This window comes from Streptomyces sp. M92 (assembly GCF_028473745.1).
In the GTDB taxonomy this organism is placed as follows: Bacteria; Actinomycetota; Actinomycetes; order Streptomycetales; family Streptomycetaceae; genus Streptomyces.
The window spans coordinates 1,709,963-1,731,890 of sequence record NZ_CP101137.1; the positions used below are offsets into that span (position 1 = coordinate 1,709,963).

At 69.0% G+C, this 21,928-nt stretch carries 16 protein-coding genes; 12 read left to right on the forward strand and 4 right to left on the reverse strand.

The genetic code is table 11. The annotated features are described in order from the left end of the window. Positions 1-47: 47 nt before the first annotated feature. Positions 48-338 (reverse strand): 30S ribosomal protein S6, encoded by a 291-nt coding sequence (gene rpsF, locus M6G08_RS07780; protein ID WP_003975025.1) that lies wholly within the window; start codon positions 336-338, stop codon positions 48-50. 275 nt (positions 339-613) lie between these two features. Here rpsF and M6G08_RS07785 point away from each other — a divergent pair, with 275 nt between their 5' ends. From M6G08_RS07785 to M6G08_RS07795, 3 genes are all read left to right on the forward strand, one after another. After that, a complete protein-coding gene (locus M6G08_RS07785) occupies positions 614-919 on the forward strand; it encodes a hypothetical protein (protein ID WP_272586441.1) in 306 nt (101 codons plus the stop codon). 137 nt (positions 920-1,056) lie between these two features. Continuing rightward, the gene (gene femX / locus M6G08_RS07790) at positions 1,057-2,178 is read left to right on the forward strand and encodes a peptidoglycan bridge formation glycyltransferase FemX (RefSeq protein WP_272586442.1); all 1,122 of its coding nucleotides are present in this window, start codon (positions 1,057-1,059) and stop codon (positions 2,176-2,178) included. A 57-nt stretch (positions 2,179-2,235) separates the two neighbouring features. Further along, a complete protein-coding gene (locus tag M6G08_RS07795; RefSeq protein WP_073726069.1) occupies positions 2,236-3,267 on the forward strand; it encodes an alanine racemase in 1,032 nt (343 codons plus the stop codon). Between the two features lie 49 nt (positions 3,268-3,316). Here the strand turns inward: M6G08_RS07795 and M6G08_RS07800 are convergent, their stop codons facing one another. Both M6G08_RS07800 and M6G08_RS07805 read right to left on the reverse strand, forming a co-directional pair. Continuing rightward, a complete protein-coding gene (locus M6G08_RS07800) occupies positions 3,317-4,816 on the reverse strand; it encodes a glycosyltransferase family 87 protein (RefSeq protein WP_272586443.1) in 1,500 nt (499 codons plus the stop codon). Between the two features lie 128 nt (positions 4,817-4,944). Next, positions 4,945-7,335 carry a transglycosylase domain-containing protein gene (locus M6G08_RS07805; RefSeq protein ID WP_272586444.1) on the reverse strand — a complete coding sequence of 797 codons (2,391 nt, stop codon included), beginning with the start codon at positions 7,333-7,335 and terminating at the stop codon, positions 4,945-4,947. 655 nt (positions 7,336-7,990) lie between these two features. Between M6G08_RS07805 and M6G08_RS07810 the strand changes: the two genes are divergently transcribed. The 4 genes from M6G08_RS07810 to M6G08_RS07825 all read left to right on the forward strand — a co-directional run bounded on the left by M6G08_RS07810 (position 7,991) and on the right by M6G08_RS07825 (position 11,750). Continuing rightward, positions 7,991-8,668: a PadR family transcriptional regulator gene (locus M6G08_RS07810; protein ID WP_073726075.1), complete on the forward strand. Its 678-nt coding sequence runs from the start codon at positions 7,991-7,993 to the stop codon at positions 8,666-8,668. Between the two features lie 44 nt (positions 8,669-8,712). Beyond that, positions 8,713-9,795: an inositol-3-phosphate synthase gene (locus M6G08_RS07815; RefSeq protein WP_272586445.1), complete on the forward strand. Its 1,083-nt coding sequence runs from the start codon at positions 8,713-8,715 to the stop codon at positions 9,793-9,795. Between the two features lie 78 nt (positions 9,796-9,873). Further along, positions 9,874-11,133, forward strand: a complete 1,260-nt coding sequence (locus tag M6G08_RS07820) for an MFS transporter (protein ID WP_272586446.1) — start codon at positions 9,874-9,876, stop codon at positions 11,131-11,133. 122 nt (positions 11,134-11,255) lie between these two features. Then, positions 11,256-11,750 carry an LppU/SCO3897 family protein gene (locus M6G08_RS07825; protein WP_272586447.1) on the forward strand — a complete coding sequence of 165 codons (495 nt, stop codon included), beginning with the start codon at positions 11,256-11,258 and terminating at the stop codon, positions 11,748-11,750. Between the two features lie 63 nt (positions 11,751-11,813). Here the strand turns inward: M6G08_RS07825 and M6G08_RS07830 are convergent, their stop codons facing one another. Next, a complete protein-coding gene (locus M6G08_RS07830; protein ID WP_272586448.1) occupies positions 11,814-13,283 on the reverse strand; it encodes a CCA tRNA nucleotidyltransferase in 1,470 nt (489 codons plus the stop codon). A 225-nt stretch (positions 13,284-13,508) separates the two neighbouring features. On the opposite strand from M6G08_RS07830, the gene M6G08_RS07835 reads away from it, so the two are divergent. The 5 genes from M6G08_RS07835 (at position 13,509) to M6G08_RS07855 (ending at position 21,843) form a co-directional block, all read left to right on the forward strand. Then, positions 13,509-15,905, forward strand: coding sequence for a DUF6049 family protein (locus M6G08_RS07835; RefSeq protein WP_272586449.1), 2,397 nt, complete (start codon positions 13,509-13,511; stop codon positions 15,903-15,905). Between the two features lie 43 nt (positions 15,906-15,948). Further along, positions 15,949-18,345, forward strand: coding sequence for a murein biosynthesis integral membrane protein MurJ (murJ, locus tag M6G08_RS07840; RefSeq protein WP_272586450.1), 2,397 nt, complete (start codon positions 15,949-15,951; stop codon positions 18,343-18,345). Positions 18,346-18,484: 139 nt separating this feature from the next. Next, positions 18,485-20,200: a protein kinase family protein gene (locus M6G08_RS07845; protein WP_272586451.1), complete on the forward strand. Its 1,716-nt coding sequence runs from the start codon at positions 18,485-18,487 to the stop codon at positions 20,198-20,200. Positions 20,201-20,230: 30 nt separating this feature from the next. Beyond that, entirely contained in the window at positions 20,231-20,974 is a 744-nt protein-coding gene (sigM, locus tag M6G08_RS07850) for an RNA polymerase sigma factor SigM (RefSeq protein ID WP_272586452.1), read from the forward strand. Continuing rightward, positions 20,971-21,843: an anti-sigma factor family protein gene (locus M6G08_RS07855; RefSeq protein WP_524540346.1), complete on the forward strand. Its 873-nt coding sequence runs from the start codon at positions 20,971-20,973 to the stop codon at positions 21,841-21,843. The genes sigM and M6G08_RS07855 overlap by 4 nt, the downstream gene beginning before the upstream one ends. Positions 21,844-21,928: the final 85 nt, after the last annotated feature.

The following is a 21,928-nucleotide window of genomic DNA, read 5'->3' on the forward strand; positions in this document are numbered from 1 at the left end:
GCTTGGTTGCTGCTACTCGGATCCCGGGATCAGCTGAGCGGGAAGGCTCAGTGCATCTCGGGACGGAGGACCTTGGTCCGGAGGACCGACTCGTTCAGGTTCATCTGGCGGTCGAGCTCCTTGACGACCGCAGGCTCGGCCTGCAGGTCGATGACCGAGTAGATGCCCTCGGGCTTCTTCTTGATCTCGTACGAGAGACGACGACGGCCCCAGGTGTCGACCTTCTCGACCTTTCCGCCGCCGTCACGGACGACAGAGAGGAAGTTCTCGATCAGCGGGGAGACAGAGCGCTCCTCGAGATCGGGGTCGAGGATGACCATCACCTCGTAGTGACGCATGTGGAACCCACCTCCTTTGGACTCAGCGGCCACGGTCGTTCCGTGGCAGGAGGGTTGCGATGCGTTGGCACCGGCATCAACGAGTAAACCAGGACCCACTGACAATCGGGCTTCCTCCGAGGAGACGCCCGGCCGTGGACGGCAGAAGACACCAGTGCAGAAGGTACAGAGTACCCGCCCATCGCCTTGCGGTTGAAATCCGGCGGTGAGGGGAGACAATCGGTACTCAGCGGATGTGAGGGCCACGACACACTGCCTTCGGCAGGAGGTTCCCCATGGCACAGATCATGCGACCCGCCAAGCCCCGGACCGGCCTGCTGGCCACCGACGGCAAACCGCACCCCCTTCAGGACACCCTGCTGGCCGTGGGCCTCGTCCTGGCCGTGCTCGCCCTGGCCACCGCGTACTTCCGCGGGCTCCACATCCTGACCTCCTGGGCAGGGCTGCTGGGCGTCCTGACCGCCGGATACGGCCAGCTCATCTCGGTGACGACGCGCGAGCGCTTCGGCCTGGTACTGGCGCTGGGCGGCTCCGCACTCGGTCTGTTCTTCGGCATCAATCACGGTGGGTTCTTCGGCTGATCCCGGTCGCCGCCCGGCCACCGCGGGCCCCCATGCACCCGTACGCCGGACGGGGCGCTCACAGGGCGCAGTAGGCTTCGCGCGAGAGCCGGAGCCCCTGTACCCATGGGGACACACCAGCCCGAGGAGCGCCCCGAATGAGCCTGACCCTGAGGACCATCAGCCGCGAGCAGCATCTGGCCTACATCCAGAGCCTGCCGGCGGCGAGTCACATGCAGGTCCCGGCCTGGGCGGACGTGAAGGCGGAATGGCGCTCCGAGAATCTCGGCTGGTTCGACGACCGGACCGGTCAGCTGGTCGGCGTGGGCCTGGTCCTCTACCGGCAGCTCCCCAAGATCAAGCGCTACCTCGCCTACCTTCCCGAGGGCCCGGTCATCAACTGGTACGCGCCGAACCTCCAGGACTGGATGGAGCCGATGCTGGCGCACCTGAAGCAGCAGGGCGCCTTCTCGGTGAAGATGGGCCCGCCGGTGATCATTCGCCGCTGGGACGCCGCGTCCATCAAGAAGGGCATCCAGGACCCCGACGTCAAGCGCCTGCGCGACATAGAGGCCGACCACATCGAGCCGCGCGCCTTCGAGGTGGCCGACAAGCTGCGCCGCATGGGCTGGCAGCAGGGCGAGGACGGCGGCGCCGGCTTCGGCGACGTGCAGCCCCGCTACGTCTTCCAGGTGCCGCTGGCCAACCGCTCCCTGGAAGAGGTCCACAAGAACTTCAACCAGCTGTGGCGCCGCAACATCAAGAAGGCCGAGAAGGCCGGCGTCGAGGTCGTCCAGGGCGGCTACCACGACCTGGAGGAGTGGCAGCGCCTGTACGAGATCACGGCCGTGCGCGACCACTTCCGGCCGCGCCCGCTGTCGTACTTCCAGCGCATGTGGGCGGCCCTCAACAACGAGGACCCCAACCGCATGCGGCTGTATTTCGCCCGGCACAACGGGGTGAACCTGTCGGCGGCGACGATGCTGGTCGTCGGCGGGCACGTCTGGTACTCCTACGGCGCCTCCGACAACATCGGCCGCGAGGTCCGGCCCTCGAACGCCATGCAGTGGGCGATGCTCCGCGACGCCTACGCGCTGGGCGCCACCGTCTACGACCTGCGCGGCATCTCCGACTCCCTGGACGAGAGCGACCACCTCTTCGGTCTGATTCAGTTCAAGGTCGGCACGGGTGGGCAGGCGGCCGAGTACCTCGGCGAGTGGGACTTCCCACTGAACAAGCTGCTCCACAAGGCGCTCGACATCTACATGTCGCGCCGCTGATCCACCTCATCCCCACCCGCACCTCTGACAGCCACGAGAAAGGTTCCAGGTCCGGCCATGGCGCTCACCCTCTACGTCGACACCGCGCGCTGGCGGGCGCATCACAAGCACGTGCAGGAGCAGTTCCCCGGGCTGGTCCCGGTCTGCAAGGGCAATGGCTACGGCTTCGGGCACGAGCGGCTGGCGGAGGAGGCCACAAGGCTCGGCTCGGACGTGCTGGCCGTCGGCACCACGTACGAGGCCGCCCGGATCAAGGACTTCTTCGGCGGCGACCTGCTGGTGCTGACGCCGTACCGGCGTGGTGAGGAGCCGGTGCCGCTGCCCGACCGGGTCGTGCGTTCGGTGTCGTCCGTGGACGGCGTGTACGGCCTCGTGGGTGCGCGTGTGGTCATCGAGGTGATGTCCTCGATGAAGCGGCACGGCATCAGCGAGCAGGACCTGCCGCAGCTGCACGCCGCCATAGAGAACGTCCGGCTGGAGGGCTTCGCCATCCACCTGCCGCTGGACCGCACCGACGGCTCGGACGCCGTCGAGGAGGTCATCGGCTGGATGGACCGCCTGCGTGCGGCGCGCCTCCCGCTGCACACGATGTTCGTCAGCCACCTCAAGGCGGACGAGCTGGCCCGGCTCCAGCAGCAGTTCCCGCAGACCCGCTTCCGGGCCCGGATCGGCACCCGGCTGTGGCTGGGGGACCACGAGGCCACCGAGTACCGCGGTGCGGTCCTGGACGTCACTCGCGTCGCCAAGGGGGAGCGCTTCGGCTACCGGCAGCAGAGGGCGGCCTCCGACGGATTCCTGGTGGTCGTGGCGGGCGGTACGTCACACGGTGTGGGCCTGGAGGCACCGAAGGCGCTGCATGGCGTCATGCCGCGTGCCAAGGGCGTCGCCCGGGCCGGCCTCGCGACGGTCAACCGGAACCTCTCACCGTTCGTCTGGGGCGGCAAGCAGCGCTGGTTCGCGGAGCCGCCGCACATGCAGGTCTCCATCCTGTTCGTGCCCTCGGACGCTCCGGAGCCCACGGTCGGCGACGAACTGGTGGCCCATCTGCGGCACACCACCACGCAGTTCGACCGGATTCTCGACCGCTAGCGAAAAGGCCGTACACGGGCCCTCCGTGTACGGCCTCTCCTGCGTTCCCTCAGGGCGAACCACCCGTCTGCCGGCTCACGCCCCACCGCACCTGCGGCCTCTCGAAGTGAGCGGCGTGCTGCCCGGTATGAGCCGCGGGGCCCAGGGCGAAGACGTCCGGCGCGCCGTCGAGCACCCCGCCCGAGGGGTCGTCGTCGCCCGTGCGCCGGACGGGGTCCCGTTCCGGCATCAGGATGTCGCGCACGACCATCGCGCACAGGAACAGCGTTCCCAGCAGGTGCGCGCCGATGGCCCAGTGGTAGCCGTCCGTCGGCAGGCCCTTGTGGGCGTCGCCGCTGGTCGTGTAGGCGAGGTACATCCAGATGCCCAGGAAGTACACGACCTCGCAGGCCTGCCAGATCAGGAAGTCACGCCACTTCGGCCGGGCCAGCGCGGCCAGCGGCACCAGCCAGAGCACGTACTGCGGTGAGTAGACCTTGTTGGTGAGGATGAACGCCGCGACGATCAGGAAGGCGAGCTGGGCGAACCTGGGGCGCCGGGGCGCCGTGAGGGTGAGCGCCGCGATGGCGCCGCAGCACAGCAGCATCAGGAGCGTGGCGAGCGTGTTGACGGTCTCGGTGCTGGGCGGATTGTCGGAGTTATGGGCCAGGATCAGCCAGAAGGAACCGAAGTCGACACCCCGCTCCTGGCTGAACGTGTAGAACTTCGACCAGCCCTCGAAGGCGAAGAGCATCACCGGCAGGTTCACCACCAGCCAGGCGACCGCCGCGCCTCCCAGCGCCTTCCCGAACTCACGCCATCTTCCGGCACGCCAGCACAGCACCAGCAGCGGTCCGAGGATCAGGAACGGGTAGAGCTTGGCAGCCGTGGCCAGGCCCAGCAGGACACCGAAGGCCACCGGGCGCCTCCGCGACCACATCAGGAGGGCGGCGGCCGTCAGAGCGACCGCCAGCAGGTCCCAGTTGATGGTGGCGGTCAGCGCGAAGGCGGGCGCGAGGGCGAGCAGCAGTCCGTCCCAGGGACGCCGGGCATGGGTGCGGGTCACGCAGACGGCGATGACGGCCGCACACACCATGAGCATCCCGGCGTTGACCATCCAGTACCACTGCTCCTGGTGCTGGATGGAGCCGCTACCGGGAGTGAGCCAGGAGGCGACCTCCATGAACACGCCGGTGAGCACCGGGTACTCGAGGTACTCCATGTCGCCGGGGAGCTTGTCGAAGTACGGCACCAGGCCGTCGACGAACCCACGGCCCTGGTACAGGTGCGGGATGTCCGAGTAGCACGCGTGCGTGTACTGGGAGCTGGCGCCGAAGAACCAGGCGCCGTTGTAGCAAGGCGCCTTCTGAACCAGGCCGAGGGCGAACATACCAATCGCCACGAGTGCGATCACCCGGACAGGCGTCCACCAGGACGTCCCGACAAGGGCCCGCCGCCCGGCCGGGCCGCCGATCAGCTCACTACTGGCCGCGGCGACCGCGTCCTCCCGGGTCGGCCGCACCGAATCCGGCTCGCGCACGCTCGCTGGCGTCGATTCTGCACTGGGCATGGGGACATCCTGCCGTACGCCCCTGGGAAAGGGCCGGGGCCGCCGCACCCTTGTCGGTGCGGCGGCCCCTGTTTCACGTGAAACGTGCGGGTGTTTCACGTGAAACACCCATGCGGTGCGTTCTGCGGCTAGCCGTTCGGCCCCCCGAAAAGGCCGCCGCCACCGTTCTGGTTGCCTCTGCTGTCGTCCTCTTCGCCTGTCGGACTCGGTGACGTCGAAGGTGACGGACTGCCGCCCGGGGCGCCTGAGTCATTGCCTGTGTCGTTGCCGCCGCTATCCCCGTCCTCGCAGTTCCACTCCCAGACACCGCAGGTGTCGCCCGGCGAGGGGGAGGGGCTGGTGTCCTCGCTCTCACTGGGCGACGAGGACGGCGACGGGCTCGACTCCTCTTCTTCCTCCTCCGACTTGGAGGGCGACGGAGTCGGGCTCGGCGACGGAGCGTCGTTGACGACCTCGCCGATGGGCTCTGGCTTCGGGAACCTCTCCGGCGATGTGCCCTTCAGCGCGTCCTCCATGAAGTCCTGCCAGATCTGGGACGGGAACGACGCACCGTGGATCTTCTTCTCGCCACCGGTTCCGTACATCTCCAGGAACTTCCGGTCCTTGATGGACTCGTCGTCCGGATAGCGGAACATGCTGATCGCGGTGGACAGCTGCGGCGTGTACCCGACGAACCAGGCGGACTTGTTGCCGTCCGTGGTACCGGTCTTGCCCGCGACCTCACGGCCGGGCAGCTGGGCGTTGGTACCCGTTCCGTCCTCGACGACGGTCTTCAGGATGTCCGTGACGTTGTCCGCCACCAGGGACGTGAACGCCTGCTCGGTCTTCACCTTGTGCGTGAAGATCGTCCGACCCTCGCGCGTCACCTTGGTCACGGAGTACGGCTCGCGCTGCTTGCCACTGGCGGCGAAGGTGGCGTACGCGTCCGCCATGCGGATGGCGCTCGGGCTGGAGACACCGATGGAGAACGACGGGTAGCCGGCGCCCGCGAGGCTGTCCTCGAGAAGACCCGCTTCGACTGCGGCCTCCTTCACCTTGTCCAGCCCGACGTCCATGCCCAGCTGCACGAAGGCGGAGTTCACCGACAGCCTCATCGACTCCCGGAGATCGATCTGGTAGTTCGGCGGCTCACCGATCGATTCCTTGCCGTCGTTCTCCTGCAGCCACTGCTCGCCGTCCTCGTTCTTCCAGATCGTCCCGTCGTAGTTCTTGATCTTGAGGTCGTTCTTACCGCTGTAGAGGCTCTTCGGGGAGGCGATGGTGCGTTCGTCCTGAGCCTGGACCGGGCCGAGATCAGGGTCGCGCACGCCCCACTTCATCGCCGCGGCGAGCACGAAGGGCTTGAACGTCGACCCGACCTGGGCGCCGGTCACGTCGGCGTTGTTGGTGAAGTGCTTGGTCGCGTCCTGTCCGCCGTACACGGCCTTGATGGCGCCCGTCTCGGGGTCCACGGAAGCACCGCCGAACTGCACGTGCGTGTCCTTCTTGGGACGCTTCTCGGGGTCGATCTTCTCCTTGTAGACCTTCTGCACCGCGGTCTCGAGCTCCTCGACCATCTTCTTGTCGAAGGTCGTGTGGATCGAGTAGCCGCCCTTCTCCAGCTGGTCGCGGGTGGCGACGTTGTTCTTGATCAGGGTTGACTTGGCGAGATCGACCAGGTAGCCGATCTGACCGCCCAGCTTGGCGTTCGACCGCGGGCTCTGCCAGTCGGGCAACGTCTTGTACTTGGCACGGTCCGCCGCGCTCAGGTAGTCGTACTCGACCATCTTGTTGAGCGTGTCCTGCATCTGCTTGAGGGCGCGCACTTGGTTGGCCTCAGGAGTGGCATCAGGGTCGATGGAAGTCGCACCCGCCGGGTCGTAGTACGTGGCGCCCTTGACCATGGCCGCGAGGAACGCGCACTCGCCCGGGTTGAGATCGACCGCGTCCTTGTTGAAGTACGCCCGGGCGGCGGCCTGAATGCCGTAGGCACCGCGTCCGTAGTAGGCGGAGTTCAGGTAGCCCTCGAGGATCTTGTCCTTCGGCTCCTCGGCTCCGACCTTGATCGAGACGAAGATTTCCTTGACCTTGCGGGAAAGCGTCTGGGACTGGTCGTTCAGCATCGCGTTCTTCACGTACTGCTGAGTGATGGTCGACCCGCCCTGCGTCTCACCGCCGGTGGCCATGTTGAACACGGCCCGGGCGATGCCCTTGGGATCGATGCCGCTGTCCGTGTAGAAGGTCTTGTTCTCCTGCGCGATGACCGCGTGCCGCATCTCCTCGGGGATCCGCGACAGATCGACGATCTGGCGGTTGCGGTCACCGCCCGTCGCGACCATCTGCGTGCCGTCGGCCCAGTAGTAGACGTTGTTCTGGGCCTTCGCGATGTTGGCGACGTCGGGGACGCCCACCATGGCGTACGCGATGCCCGCGGCGGCCACCAGGCTGCCGAAGAAGCCGATGCACAGGCCGGAGACGAGCTTCCACGAGGGCACCCACCTGCGCCACCCGTCTCGGTCACGGCGCGGATAGTCGATCATCCGCTTCTTGCCGGGCGGCGCCCCGCGACCCCTCCCGGGACCGGCGGGAGCGGCCCGCCGACCGCTGCGACCGGACTCGGCCGCTCTGCGGCGGCCGCCTGCGCTGCGCTGTGCCGCACGCCTGGCTTCGGCACGGCTCCCGTACGGACGCTCCTCGTCCTCATGGCCGTACGAGCCGGACGGAGACCCTGTGGCGCCCCGCGGTGCCGCACGGCGGCCGGAGGACGAACCGGACTGGCCGCGTCGGGCCGCGGCACGTCCGCCTCCCTGCGGCTGCGGCGGTTTGCGACGGTGCTCGCTCATCGAACGACTACTCCTCGGGCAGGCGCACCTTTGCGCGCCTGGAAAAGGCGGCTGGTTTCCGGTCCCCCCGAAGTACGGATGCGGTCCCTTCCGCATTCACCCGTACTGCACCAGGGACAGGGACGCCCCCACGCGTCACTCGGTTCCCGGTGGTCTGCATGGCGCACAGACTACGCACCGCCAAAACCCCCGAGCCCCGAAGTTCACCTCAAATCAGGCAACTTGCACTCGATGAAACCCTGATGTGATCCCGTTCACGAGTTCCCCTCTTGTCGCACGCGGTAGCTCGTTCTATCGTGCTGATGTATCGAGTCGATACATCAGCGCGGCATAAAGGCGAGAGGAGGCGACGATGAGCCGACGTTCCGGCATCCTCGAGTTCGCCGTACTCGGCCTGCTCCGCGAATCCCCGATGCACGGCTACGAGCTGCGCAAACGACTCAACACATCACTGGGTGTGTTCCGGGCGTTCAGCTACGGGACGCTCTATCCCTGCCTCAAGACGCTGGTCGCCAACGGCTGGTTGATCGAGGAACCGGGCAACGTCGGCGAGGCCGCCGCCTCCCTCACGGGACGCCGCGCCAAGATCGTCTACCGGTTGACGGCCGACGGCAAGGAACACTTCGAGCAGCTCCTCTCGCAGACGGGCCCGGACGCGTACGAGGACGAGACCTTCGCCGCTCGCTTCGCGTTCTTCGGCCAGACGTCGCGTGACGTGCGCATGCGCGTTCTCGAGGGTCGGCGCAGCCGGCTGGAGGAGCGCCTGGAGAAGATGAGCGCCTCCCTGGCCCGTACCCGGGAGCGACTCGACGACTACACGCTTGAGCTCCAGCGCCACGGAATGGAGTCCGTGGAGCGCGAGGTGCGCTGGCTGAACGAGCTCATCGAAAGCGAGCGGGCGGGGCGGGACCTGCGGGGTTCCGCGTCGGAGGGGACCGCTCAACAGGACACGACATCTGGAGCGACGGGCGGCCTGCCCCGGACCGGGGACGACCCCCGGCCGGATACGCCCGGCGACACCGCCACGTGAGCGCCCAGTCAGGGCCTCACTCGTACACACAGGGAGCAACCGGAATGGGTTCGGTTCGCGTAGCCATCGTCGGCGTGGGCAACTGCGCCGCATCGCTGGTACAGGGCGTCGAGTACTACAAGGACGCCGACCCGGCGTCCAAGGTCCCGGGCCTGATGCACGTCCAGTTCGGCGACTACCACGTCCGTGACATCGAGTTCGTCGCCGCCTTCGACGTGGACGCCAAGAAGGTCGGCCTGGACCTGGCGGACGCCATCGGCGCCTCCGAGAACAACACCATCAAGATCTGCGACGTGCCGAACAGCGGCGTCCAGGTCCAGCGCGGCCACACCCTCGACGGTCTCGGCAAGTACTACCGCGAGACCATCGAGGAGTCCGCCGAGGAGCCGGTCGACGTCGTCCAGGTCCTCAAGGACAAGCAGGTCGACGTCCTCGTCTGCTACCTGCCCGTCGGCTCCGAGGACGCGGCGAAGTACTACGCCCAGTGCGCCATCGACGCCAAGGTCGCCTTCGTCAACGCCCTGCCGGTCTTCATCGCCGGCACCAAGGAGTGGGCGGACAAGTTCACCGAGGCGGGCGTCCCGATCGTCGGTGACGACATCAAGTCGCAGGTCGGCGCCACCATCACGCACCGCGTCATGGCGAAGCTGTTCGAGGACCGGGGCGTCGTCCTGGACCGCACGATGCAGCTGAACGTCGGCGGCAACATGGACTTCAAGAACATGCTCGAGCGCGACCGCCTCGAGTCGAAGAAGATCTCCAAGACGCAGGCCGTCACCTCGCAGATCCCCGACCGCGAGCTCGGCGAGAAGAACGTGCACATCGGCCCGTCCGACTACGTCGCGTGGCTCGACGACCGCAAGTGGGCCTACGTCCGCCTCGAGGGCCGCGCCTTCGGCGACGTCCCGCTGAACCTGGAGTACAAGCTCGAGGTCTGGGACTCCCCGAACTCCGCGGGTGTCATCATCGACGCCCTGCGCGCCGCGAAGATCGCCAAGGACCGCGGTGTCGGCGGTCCTATCCTGTCGGCGTCGAGCTACTTCATGAAGTCCCCGCCGGTCCAGTACTTCGACGACGAGGCCCGCACCAACGTCGAGAAGTTCATCGCCGGCGAGGTCGAGCGCTGACGAGCGCCGGCTCCGGTACGTCGGAGGTCCCCGGGTCACATGACCCGGGGACCTTTCCCGTATGTGAGGCTGTGCCCCATGGCCGTCGTCCGTGACCTGCGCGTCCTGCTGCGCCTGAAGGGCTTCAGGCGACTGCTCGCCGTGCGCCTGCTCTCCCAGGGCGCCGACGGGGTCTACCAGGTCGCGCTCGCCACCTACGTCGTCTTCTCCCCCGAGAAGCAGACTTCACCGACCGCGATCGCCTCCGCGATGGCGGTCCTGCTGCTCCCCTATTCCCTGGTGGGCCCCTTCGCCGGCGCCCTCCTGGACCGCTGGCGCCGCCGTCAGGTCTTCCTGTACGGCAACGTGCTGCGTGCCGCACTGGCCTCGGTGACGGCGGTCCTGATGATCGCTTCCGTACCGGACTGGCTCTTCTACGTCTCCGCGCTCTGCGTCACCGCCGTCAACCGCTTCGTCCTCGCCGGTCTGTCCGCCGCGCTGCCGCGCGTGGTCGATGCCGAGCGCCTGGTGATCGCCAACTCGCTGTCCCCGACCGCCGGCACTCTTGCCGCCACGGCGGGCGGCGGCCTCGCCTTCGTCGTGCGCCTCGTGGTGGCGGACTCCGACGCCGCCGTGGTGCTGCTCGGAGCCGCCCTGTACCTCTGCGGGGCACTGGCGTCACTGCGCATCGCCGTGGAACTGCTCGGGCCGGACCGTACGCAGGCGCCGCGTCTGGCGTCGGCGCTCGCCGTCACCGCCCGCGACCTGGTGTCAGGGGTACGCCACCTCGCCGCGCCCGCGCGCCGGGACGCGGCCTGGGCGCTCGCGGGCATGACATTGATGCGGTTCTGCTACGGCGCCCTGCTGGTCATGCTGCTGATGCTGTGCCGGTACGCCCTGACCTCGGACACGGACGAGGGGCTCGCCCTGCTGGGGCTGGCGCTGGGTGTCTCCGGCGCGGGCTTCTTCGCCGCCGCCGTGGTCACGCCCTGGGCGGCGGGGCGGCTCGGGCCCGGCCGCTGGATGGCCGTGTGCGCGGGGATCGCCACGGTTCTGGTGCCTGCGCTCGGGTTGCCGTTCGCCACTGTGCCGCTGCTCATCGCGGCGTTCGTCCTCGGGCTGACGACCCAGGGGGCGAAGATCGCCACGGACACGGTCGTACAGTCCTCGGTCGACGACGCCTTCCGTGGCCGGATCTTTTCCGTCTACGACGTCCTGTTCAACGTCGCATTCGTCGGCGCCGCCGGGGTGGCCGCGCTGATGCTGCCCCCGGACGGCCGTTCGGTCACGCTGATCGTGACAGTCGCCCTCGTCTACGGAGCGGTTGCTGTGGCTATGACCCGGTTTGACAGCGAGTAAGTGTCACATCAGTGCCACGAAGCCCCACAGGACTACAGAGTTGTCAGTGGGGAGCGATAGCTTACGTGGGTCTTATTCGCGACATGTTCGCGACACGCACCTATCTCTTCAGGGGGAACCCAGTGTCCACTCCGCCGCCCCAGGGCAACCCGTTCGCGCAGGGCCAGCCGCCCGCTCCCCAGCAGCCCCAGGGCATGAACCCGTACGCGCAGGGCCAGCAGGGCTTCCCGCAGCAGGCCGGCCAGCCGGGCTTCCCCCCGCCCGGTGGGACCGTTCCGCCGCCCTCCCGCTCCAACGGGTTCAAGAAGAAGCTGCTGAGCGTCCTCGGCGTCATCCTGGTGGCCGCCCTGCTCGGCGTGGGCAAGTGGTACCTGGGACAGTCGGACGCCGAGACCACTGCGGTGGGCGACTGCATGCACAACGAGGGCTCGCAGATCACCCCGGAGCTCAAGACGGTCGACTGCTCCTCGAGTGACGCGGAGTACGAGGTGGTCGAGAAGTTCGACAACACCAGCGACGACAGCAAGTGCAAGGCGGTCAAGGAAGCGACGATCGCCTACTACCAGACGGGCGACAGCAGCCACAGGGTCGTGCTCTGCCTCAAGGAAGTGAAGTAACCGCGCTCTGCATGCGAAAGCGGGGTCATGTTTCACGTGAAACATGACCCCGCTTTCGCATGCTCACCGCTCCTGCGCGGCCCACCACTCCTTGAGCGCACCCACCGCGGCGTCGTGCTCCATCGGCCCGTTCTCCAGGCGCAGCTCCAACAGGTGCTTGTACGCCTGCCCCACCGCCGGCCCGGGACCGATGCCGAGGATCTCCATGATCTGGTTGCCGTCCAGGTCGGGACGGATCGCGTCCAGCTCCTCCTGCTCCTGGAGCTGAGCGATCCGCTCCTCCAGCCCGTCGTAGGCACGGGAGAGCGCCGAGGCCTTGCGCTTGTTGCGGGTCGTGCAGTCCGAGCGGGTCAGCTTGTGCAGCCGGCCCAGCAGCGGGCCGGCGTCCCGGACGTACCGGCGGACCGCGGAGTCCGTCCACTCGCCGGTGCCGTAGCCGTGGAACCGCAGGTGCAGCTCGACCAGGCGCGAGACGTCCTTCACCAGCTCGTTGGAGTACTTGAGCGCGGTCATACGCTTCTTCGTCATCTTCGCCCCGACCACTTCGTGGTGGTGGAAAGAGACCCGCCCGTCCTTCTCGAAGCGGCGCGTGCGCGGCTTGCCGATGTCGTGCAGCAGGGCGGCCAGCCGGAGGGTGAGGTCGGGGCCCTCCGTCTCCAGGGCCATCGCCTGTTCCAGAACGATCAGCGTGTGGTCGTAGACGTCCTTGTGCCGGTGGTGCTCGTCCCGCTCCAGCCGCAGGGCCGGCAGCTCGGGAAGGACGTGCTCGGCCAGCCCGGTCTCCACCAGCAGGGACAGGCCCTTGCGGGGGTGGGGAGAGAGGATGAGCTTGTTCAGCTCGTCCCGGACCCGCTCGGCCGAGACGATGCCGATGCGCCCGGCCATGTCCGTCATGGCCTTCACGACCTCGGGCGCCACCTCGAAGTCGAGCTGCGCGGCGAACCGGGCGGCGCGCATCATCCGGAGCGGATCGTCCGAGAACGACTCCTCGGGCGTGCCCGGGGTGCGCAGGACTCGGGCCGCCAGGTCTTCGAGCCCGCCGTGCGGGTCGATGAACTCCTTCTCCGGCAGCGCGACGGCCATCGCGTTCACCGTGAAGTCACGGCGGACCAGATCGTCGTCGATGGAGTCGCCGTACGACACTTCCGGCTTGCGCGAGGTGCGGTCGTACGCCTCCGACCGATACGTGGTCACCTCGATCTGCCAGATCCGGTCAGCGTCTCCCACGCGTGCGGACTTCTGCGCCCCGACCGTGCCGAAGGCGATCCCGACGTCCCAGACCGCGTCCGCCCAGGGCTTCACGATCTTCAGTACGTCCTGCGGGCGCGCGTCGGTCGTGAAGTCCAGGTCATTGCCGAGCCGGCCGAGCAATGCGTCCCGGACCGAGCCACCGACCAGGGCGAGGGAGAACCCGGCCTCCTGGAAGCGGCGGGCGAGGTCGTCGGCGACAGGGGCGACCCGCAGCAGTTCACTCACCGCTCGGCGCTGCTCCTGGCTGGGGACACTGGGGCTGGCTTCGTTGGCGTTCGGCACAACAGAAAAGGGTACGTGGCTCGCGCGGAACCCCGCGCCCCCTTTGATCGCGTACCGAACACCCCTCATCGGCGCCCCTCCCTATATAGGCGCACATACGGGGCCACCGCGACCGGCGGCGGATCTTGTGGCGTACGTCGCGGCACTTACCCTCAGCGCGCATCGTTACCATGCGTGGACGCACATTCCGACGACCACTGACGACGACGAGGGACGGGCGAGCGCGTGGCCGAGGCGGCAGACTTCCAGGGGACCCGTCCCTCACCTGCCCGCCGGTGGCTACGGCGCACCACGGCACTGGTCGCGGGCGCGCCGCTGCTGGCCGGCCTGGTCCAGCTGCCCGCCGCGAGCCCGGCCCTCGCCGACGGGCAGCCCTCCGCGAAGGCCGACGGCGACGTGGGTTCCGTGGCCGTCGCCGTGGACTCACTCACCCCCTCGGCACCCACCGACGGCGACACGGTGACCGTGTCCGGCACCGTGACCAACAACGGCAAGCAGACCGTCACCGACGCCCACGTGGGTCTGCGGCTGGGGCCCGAGATCAACACCCGCTCGTCCGTCGACGCGATCGCCAAGGACGCCGACGACCTCCAGGGGTCGATTCCTCCGGAGATCGACGACAAGTACACGGAGAAGTTCTCCAAGCTCACCCCCGGCGTCGCCGAGCACTTCAACATCTCGGTACCGGTCGACGACCTGGACCTCGGCGACGACGGCGTCTACGAATTCGCCGTCTCCCTCTCCGGGGAGACCTCCGCCCGGCCCTGGGAGCAGATTCTCGGCATCCAGCGCACCTTCCTGCCCTGGCAGCCCGACGAGGCCGGCACCAAGACGAAGACGACGGCGCTGTGGCCGCTCGTCTCCACCACGCACATGGCCGCCGAGACCGGTCCGAACGAGGAACAGACACCGGTCTTCCTCAACGACGACCTGGCCGAGGAGATCTCCCCCGGGGGACGCCTCAACCAGATGGTGACGCTCGGCAAGGACCTCGACGTCACCTGGGTCGTCGATCCCGACCTGCTGGCGTCCGTCGACGCGATGACGGGAAACTACAGCGTCCGCGACGGGGACAAGACGGTCGCCGGCACCCACCAGGACGTGGCCAAGCAGTGGCTCGCCGACCTCCAGGACGCGGTGGCCGACGCGGAGGTGATCTCCCTCCCCTTCGCCGACCCCGATCTGGCTTCCCTGGCCCACAACGGCACCGACGTCACCGGCTCCCTCAGCCAGCTCAAGAGCGCCACGGACGTCATCCACAACACGGTCGATCCGATCCTGCACGTGAAGCCGAGCACCGACTTCGCGTGGCCCGTGGACGGCGCGGTCGACCGCTCCATCGTCAAGGTCGCCACCTCGGCGGGCGCCGACAAGGTGATCGCCCGCAGCGACAGCCTCCAGGAGACCAGCGGCCTGCCGTACACGCCCTCCGCGGCCCGCCCCGTCGGCGGCGGCACGACGGCAGTCGTCGCGGACTCCCGGCTGTCCAGGGCGTTCGAGGGCGACCTGACCGACGCCTCCGCGTCCACGCTCGCGGTCCAGCGGTTCCTCGCCCAGAGCCTTTCCCTGAACCTCCAGACCGGCAAGCAGCGCAGCATCGTCATCGCCCCGCAGCGGATGCCCTCCGGCAGCCAGGCCCGCGCGATGGCCGAGGCGCTGCGCGCGCTGCAGGACGGCACCTGGACCGAGCCCCAGAAGCTGTCGGCGGCCGCCGCGGCCAAGCCCGACCCGGACGCCAGCACGAAGGTCCCGAGTGCCTCCGCCTACCCCGCGTCCCTGCGCAGGCAGGAGCTGCCCCGGTCGGCGTTCGTGCAGATCGCGCGCACACAGGACGCGCTCGACAACTTCAAGGTCGTCCTGTCGGACCCGTCCCGGGTGGCGACCCCCTTCGGACGCGCGCTGAACAGGGAGATGTCCGCGTCCTGGCGCGGCCGGGCCGACGCGGCGAAGTCCTTCCGCACCAGGGTGAAGACCTACCTCGACGGACTGACCGGCCGGGTCAGACTGATCGACAAGTCGGAGACGAAGCTCTCCGGCCGCAGCGCCACGATCCCCGTGACGGTGCAGAACAACCTGGTGCAGGACGTCGGGCCCCTGGTCCTGCGGCTCACCTCCACCAACCCGACCCGTCTGGAGATCGACGGCGCCGCCTACGAGGAGCAGCCGATCTCCGTCTCCGGCGGCCACAGCCAGTCGGTGAAGTTCACCACGTCGGCCAACGCCAACGGCCGGGCCACGGTGGTCGCCCAGCTCTACACGATGGACGGGCGCGCGTACGGCGACCCCGTCACCTTCGACGTGAAGGTCACCGAGATCACGGCCACCGTGATGCTCGTCATCGGCGGCGGCGTCCTGCTCCTCGTCCTGGCCGGCTTCCGCATGTACACCCAGCGCAAGAGGGCCGCCGCCCGCCACGCCGAGAAGGGCGAGGCGGGTGACGCGGAGGACACCGAGGACGCCGAGGACGGTCCGGAGAACCCGGAAGGCCCCGGCGAGCGTCTCAGCGAGGAGTCCGACGCACGCCCCCGGGCAGGCGACCCGGAGCAGCCGAGTGACCCGGCACCGGACACCGCAGCGGAAAACGCAGACCCGTCCGGCACGGGTGAGAGAGTGGACCGTTGAGGATGTCGTGGCCGTGGGCCCGGGACGATGAGGTGGGGTAACCATGAACGCGCCGTACGACGGTGACCGCGGTGGTACCGCGGACGGCTCGGGTCACCCCGAGGGTCCGCCGTCCGACCCCGGACAGACACCGCCGCAGCCGCACGCGGACATGTACCTCCAGGACGCCTACGACCAGGATCCCTACCGGGCGCACGACCTCGCCGCCCAGGACCCGGTCTCCGAGGCGCTCTACGACCGCGCCGCGCACCCGCCACCACCGCCGGGCACACACCCGCCCCAGCAGCCGCTGTACTCCCAGCCCTCCCAGTCGCCCTACGCGCCCGACCCGCGTGTCTGGGCCCAGACACCGGCCCCTGAGCCGGAGGGCCCCACGCAGTACCTGCCGTACGGCGACGATCCGCGCACCACTCAGTTCGTCGGCGTCGACGACCTGGTCACCCAGGCGGGCGAGCAGCGCCACGAGCCGGACGCGTTCGCCCACCTGTTCCGCGACCAGCAGCAGGGCGGCGGCCACCCCTCCTACGACGACCACGCCTCCGTCCCCGCCCCTGCTCCGGCACCGGGGCAGTACGGCGGCGGACCCGGGCAGCAGCCGGGCCAGTACGGCTACCCCCAGGGGCACGCTCAGTACGAGAACGCTCCGGCACCCGGGCCGTACGGCGCGCAGCCGCCGACGCACGGGCAGCAGCACGCGGCGCCCGCTCCGGGCCAGTACGCGGTGGCTCCCACCCCGGAAGCGGCCGAGGCCCCCCTCCAGGAGCCCGAGCCGGCACCCAAGCCCGCACCGGCCGCCGCGCCGAAGAAGGGCGGACGTGCGGGCGGCCTGCTGAAGTCGAGCGCCGTGATGGCGGCGGGCACGATGGTGTCGCGGCTGACCGGGTTCATCCGGTCGGCAATGATCGTCTCCGCTCTGGGCCTCGCGCTGCTGGGTGAGTCGTTCCAGATTGCCTACCAGCTACCGACGATGATCTACATCTTGACTGTCGGTGGCGGTCTCAACTCGGTGTTCGTCCCCCAGCTCGTCCGTGCCATGAAGGAGGACGACGACGGCGGCGAGGCCTACGCCAACCGACTGCTGACCTTGGTCATGGTCGCCCTGGGACTTCTTACCGCGCTCGGCATGCTCGCGGCGCCCCTGCTGGTGCGCGCCCTGTCCAACCCAGTCGCCTCGAACGCCGCAGCCAACGAGACGGCGGTTACCTTCACCCGTTACTTCCTGCCGTCCATCTTCTTCATGGGCGTCCACGTGGTGATGGGGCAGATCCTGAACGCCCGCGGGCGGTTCGGCGCGATGATGTGGACCCCGGTCCTCAACAACATCGTCATCATCGTCACGCTCGGCATGTTCCTCTGGGTCTACGGCACCGCCGCCGACTCCGGTATGACCGTCGAGACCATCCCACCGGAGGGTGAGCGACTTCTCGGGGTCGGCATCCTCCTCGGCCTCGTCGTCCAGGCTCTGGCGATGATCCCCTATCTGCGCGAGACCGGATTCAAGCTGCGCCTGCGCTTCGACTGGAGGGGCCATGGCCTCGGCAAGGCCGCGATGCTGGCCAAGTGGACGATCCTGTTCGTCCTCGCCAACCAGGCGGGTGCCCTCGTCGTCATCCAGCTGGCAACGGCCTCGGTCACGGACACCGACCTCGCCGGCACCGGTTACAGCGCCTACGCCAACGCCCAGCTGATCTGGGGCCTGCCGCAGGCCATCATTACCGTCTCCCTGATGGCCGCCCTGCTGCCGCGCATCTCCCGCTCGGCGGCCGAGGAAGACGGCGGTGCGGTTCGAGACGACATCTCCCAAGGTTTGCGCACGACGGCCGTCGCGATCGTGCCTGTCTCGTTCGGCTTCGTCGCACTCGGTATCCCGATGTGCACCCTGATCTTCGGCTCTTCGGGCACGGGCGCCGCCACCAACATGGGCTACATGCTGATGGCCTTCGGCCTCGGCCTCATCCCGTACTCCGTCCAGTACGTCGTCCTGCGCGCCTTCTACGCCTACGAGGACACCAGGACGCCCTTCTACAACACCGTCATCGTGGCCGTGGTCAACGCGGTCGCCTCCGGACTCTGTTACCTCCTGCTGCCCTCGCGCTGGGCCGTCGTCGGCATGGCCGCCTCCTACGGACTGGCCTACGTGATCGGTGTCGGTGTCGCCTGGCGCCGGCTGCGCAAGCGGCTCGGCGGGGATCTCGACGGCGCCCGGGTGCTGCGGACGTACGCCCGGCTGTGCATCGCGTCGGTGCCGGCGGCCCTGCTCAGCGGCGCGGCCTGCTACGCGATCAGCCGTGCGCTCGGCCAGGACGTCCTGGGATCGTTCGCCGCGCTGCTGGCCGGCGGTGTGCTGCTGTTCGGTGTCTTCTTCGTCGCCGCCCGCCGCATGCGCATCGAAGAGGTCAACTCGCTGGTCGGCATGGTGCGCGGACGCCTGGGACGCTGAGAGCCGGGGTAGGCGCACAACTATCGTTCACCGCCGTGTGTCGTGCATAGCGGCGGACTGTGGGCACAATTGGGTTCGGCGTCGGACCGCGCGCATCGGGAGCCGGTCGGCGCGCATCGAATGGGGAGGCAGAACGACGGTGGCAGAACGGAGCACAGCTGCCGTCGACGTGGCAGACAACAGCGGTGACGAGCCGCTGACCGCACAGGCGGACCAGTCCACGGCCGACGGGGTGGCCAACAACCGGGAGCGGGACACGGACAGCGACGAGGCACAGGGGAGCCCGACGAGCGAGGATTCCGGCAAGACCTCGCCTCCCGAACTGCACAGCGGGCACAGACTCGCCAGACGCTACCGCCTCGAGGAGTGCGTCACCCGTCTGGACGGCTTCAGCAGTTGGCGGGCCGTCGACGAGAAGCTCCGCCGCGCCGTCGGCGTGCACGTCCTGCCTGCCGACCACGCCCGCGCCCGCTCCGTGCTGGCCGCGGCGCGCTCCTCCGCCCTGCTCGGCGACCCGCGCTTCGTCCAGGTCCTCGACGCCGTCGAGGACAACGACCTGGTGTACGTCGTCCACGAATGGCTCCCCGACGCCACCGAGATGACCGCGCTGCTCGCCTCCGGCCCGCTGGAGGTGTACGACGCCTACCAGATGGTCAGTCAGGTCGCGGCCGCGATGGCGGCGGCCCACCGCGAGGGCCTCGCGCACCTGCGTCTGAGCCCGAACGCGGTGCTGCGGACATCGACGGGTCAGTGGCGGATCCGCGGTCTCGCCGTCAACGCCGCCCTGCGCGGCATCAGTTCCGAGACCCCCCAGCGCACCGACACGGAGGCCATCGGGGCTCTGCTGTACGCGGCGCTCACCCAGCGCTGGCCGTACGAGACCGACGCCCACGGTCTGGCGGGTCTGCCGAAGGACATCGGGCTCATTCCGCCCGACCAGGTGCGCGCGGGTGTCCACCGCGGCCTGTCCGAGCTCACCATGCGGGCGCTCGTCAACGACGGCGCCACGGCCTCCCGCCACGAGTCCCCGTGCACCACGCCGGAGGAGCTGGTGAAGGCGATCGGCGAGATGCCCCGCATCCGCCCGCCGGAGCCCGCGTACACGGCCCCGCCCGAGTACCAGCGCACCGCCTACCAGCAAGGCGCCTACGGCCGCCCGGCACCGCGTCCCGGCGCCACCCAGCCCGTGCCGACGCCGCCGCCACCGCTGCAGAGCCGTACCGGCAAGGCACTGAAGTGGAGCGTCTCCGCCCTGCTGATCGCAGCGCTCGGCCTGGGCAGCTGGCAGCTCGCCGACGCGCTCATGGAGCGGGGCGGCAAGGCCGACGACCAGAACCAGACCCAGACGACGGACGGCGACGACAAGAACGAGAAGCAGTCCCGTCCGGCGAAGCCGGTCGCGGTTCAGGGAGCCCAGGAGTTCGTCGTCAAGGGCGACGCGCAGCACCCGGGCGACGTCGGCAAGACCTACGACGGCGACAGCACGACCCTCTGGCGGACCAACAGCTTCTACGAGGGGCCGGTCATCGGTCCGTTCAAGCCGGGCGTCGGCATCGTCTACGACCTCGGCTCGTCCAAGGACCTGTCGACGGCGGACGTCGGCCTCTTCTACGGCGGCGACCACACGACGGTGGAGCTGTACGCCGCGGACTCCTTGCAGCCGTCGTCGATCGACGCGATGCGGAAGATCGGCACGGTCACCACCAGCGGGACCGACGCCACCGTCAAGCTCACCAAGCCGGTGAAGACGCAGTACGTCCTCGTGTGGCTCACCGCTCTGCCCCATGCGCCGGGCGACAAGTACAGCGACCCCGGGTACAAGCAGGCCATCACCGACGTGACGTTCAAGGGCTGAGAGCCCGGCGGCTGAAGGGGAGGGGGTCCGATGGCAGACGGCACCGCCTATGGCGACGTCAGCGACCAGGACCTCCTCGCCCGCCACGTCGAGGGCGACCCCGACGCCTTCGGCGAACTCGTCCGCCGTCACCGCGACCGTCTCTGGGCCGTGGCCCTGCGGACGCTGGGGGACCGCGAGGAAGCCGCCGATGCCGTCCAGGACGCCCTCGTCTCCGCCTACCGGGCCGCCCACACCTTCCGTGGCCAGGCGGCCGTCACGACCTGGCTGCACCGGATCACGGTGAACGCCTGCCTGGACCGCGCCCGCAAGGCCGCTTCCCGGAAGACCGCTCCGGTCGACGACACCGAGCGCCTGGAACAGCTCCTGGAACCGCACGAGTCGGCATCGGCCCCCGCCGAACGCAACGACCTGCACCGCCAGCTCCTGGAGGCCCTGGGCACCCTGCCCGCCGACCAGCGGGCGGCGCTCGTCCTGGTGGACATGCAGGGCTATCCCGTCGCGGAGGCCGCCCGGGTCCTGGATGTGCCGACTGGGACGATCAAGAGCAGATGCGCGCGAGGCAGAGCCAGACTCCTGCCGCTGCTGACCCACCTGCGCCCGGACGGCAGCGGCGAGAACGCGAAGGCCGGCCAGGACGGGAAGGCCGGCGATGAACGGAACCGGACCCGGGGGACATCCGTCCCACCGGCAGCGGGACCGCGCCGTGCGGGACCGGCGGACACAGGGCCGAGCGATTCAGCCGCAGTGAAGGGCGGAGGTGGACGAGCGTGACGTCGTCGACGACAGACATGACCGGGCACCCGGACGTCACCGAGATCTCCGACCTCACCGAGGGCCTGCTCCCTCCGTCACGGACCACGGACGTCCGACGGCACCTGGAGACCTGTGAGCTCTGCGCGGACGTCTACACATCGCTGGAGGAGATCCAGGGATTGCTCGGCACACTGCCGGGGCCGGAGCGCATGCCGGACGACGTCGCGGCCCGTATCGACGCCGCCCTCGCCGCCGAGGCACCACTGCGCCCAACCACCGCCGACGACAGCGCGCGTGTTTCACGTGAAACATCGCCATCCACAGATCGTCCCGCCGGGAACGCCCGTCTCTCTTCCACCGGCCCGGGGCGCAAGGAACGCCGCCGAGGTGGACGCCGCAGGATCGCCGTGCTCGGTGCCGTGGCCGCCGCAGCCACCCTCGGACTCGGCTCTGTCGTCGTCTCCTCCCTCACCGGTGGCGACCCTGCCGACGACACCGCCCACGGGCAGCAGACGGCGCTCGCGGACACCTTCTCCGAGGGCAAGCTCAAGGAGCAGGTCGCCGGTCTCATCGCCGACGAGCAGGACACCCGGGACGGGCCTCGTACCCCGCGCAGCTTCGGCATGGAATCCGAGACCGGCGCCGAAAACCACGTTTTCAAGCAGCCGACGGTTCCCGAGTGCGTCCAGCGGGGCATCGGCCGGAACGACGCGGCACTCGCCACGAAGGAGGGCGTCTACAAGGGCAGGGAAGCTCTCCTCGTGGTCCTTCCCGACGCCGCCAACGACAGCCGGGTCACCGCCTACATCGTCGAGTCGGCGTGTGTGGACCGGCCCAGCATCAGCAAGGCCAAGGTTCTGCTGAAGCACTCCTACGCGCGCTCCTGAAAACACGCACCTGAAGGCCCGCCCGGCACTCGCCCGGCGGGCGTCTGCCGTGTGCCCTGACACAGCGGGAATGCGCGCCCCTTAG

Bases quoted from the DNA above. Each gene is read 5' to 3' on its own strand.
- rpsF (WP_003975025.1), bottom strand. From the start codon at position 338: ATGCGTCACTACGAGGTGATGGTCATCCTCGACCCCGATCTCGAGGAG.
- M6G08_RS07785 (WP_272586441.1), top strand. From the start codon at position 614: ATGGCACAGATCATGCGACCCGCCAAGCCCCGGACCGGCCTGCTGGCC.
- femX (WP_272586442.1), top strand. From the start codon at position 1,057: ATGAGCCTGACCCTGAGGACCATCAGCCGCGAGCAGCATCTGGCCTAC.
- M6G08_RS07795 (WP_073726069.1), top strand. From the start codon at position 2,236: ATGGCGCTCACCCTCTACGTCGACACCGCGCGCTGGCGGGCGCATCAC.
- M6G08_RS07800 (WP_272586443.1), bottom strand. From the start codon at position 4,816: ATGCCCAGTGCAGAATCGACGCCAGCGAGCGTGCGCGAGCCGGATTCG.
- M6G08_RS07805 (WP_272586444.1), bottom strand. From the start codon at position 7,335: ATGATCGACTATCCGCGCCGTGACCGAGACGGGTGGCGCAGGTGGGTG.
- M6G08_RS07810 (WP_073726075.1), top strand. From the start codon at position 7,991: ATGAGCCGACGTTCCGGCATCCTCGAGTTCGCCGTACTCGGCCTGCTC.
- M6G08_RS07815 (WP_272586445.1), top strand. From the start codon at position 8,713: ATGGGTTCGGTTCGCGTAGCCATCGTCGGCGTGGGCAACTGCGCCGCA.
- M6G08_RS07820 (WP_272586446.1), top strand. From the start codon at position 9,874: ATGGCCGTCGTCCGTGACCTGCGCGTCCTGCTGCGCCTGAAGGGCTTC.
- murJ (WP_272586450.1), top strand. From the start codon at position 15,949: ATGAACGCGCCGTACGACGGTGACCGCGGTGGTACCGCGGACGGCTCG.
- sigM (WP_272586452.1), top strand. From the start codon at position 20,231: ATGGCAGACGGCACCGCCTATGGCGACGTCAGCGACCAGGACCTCCTC.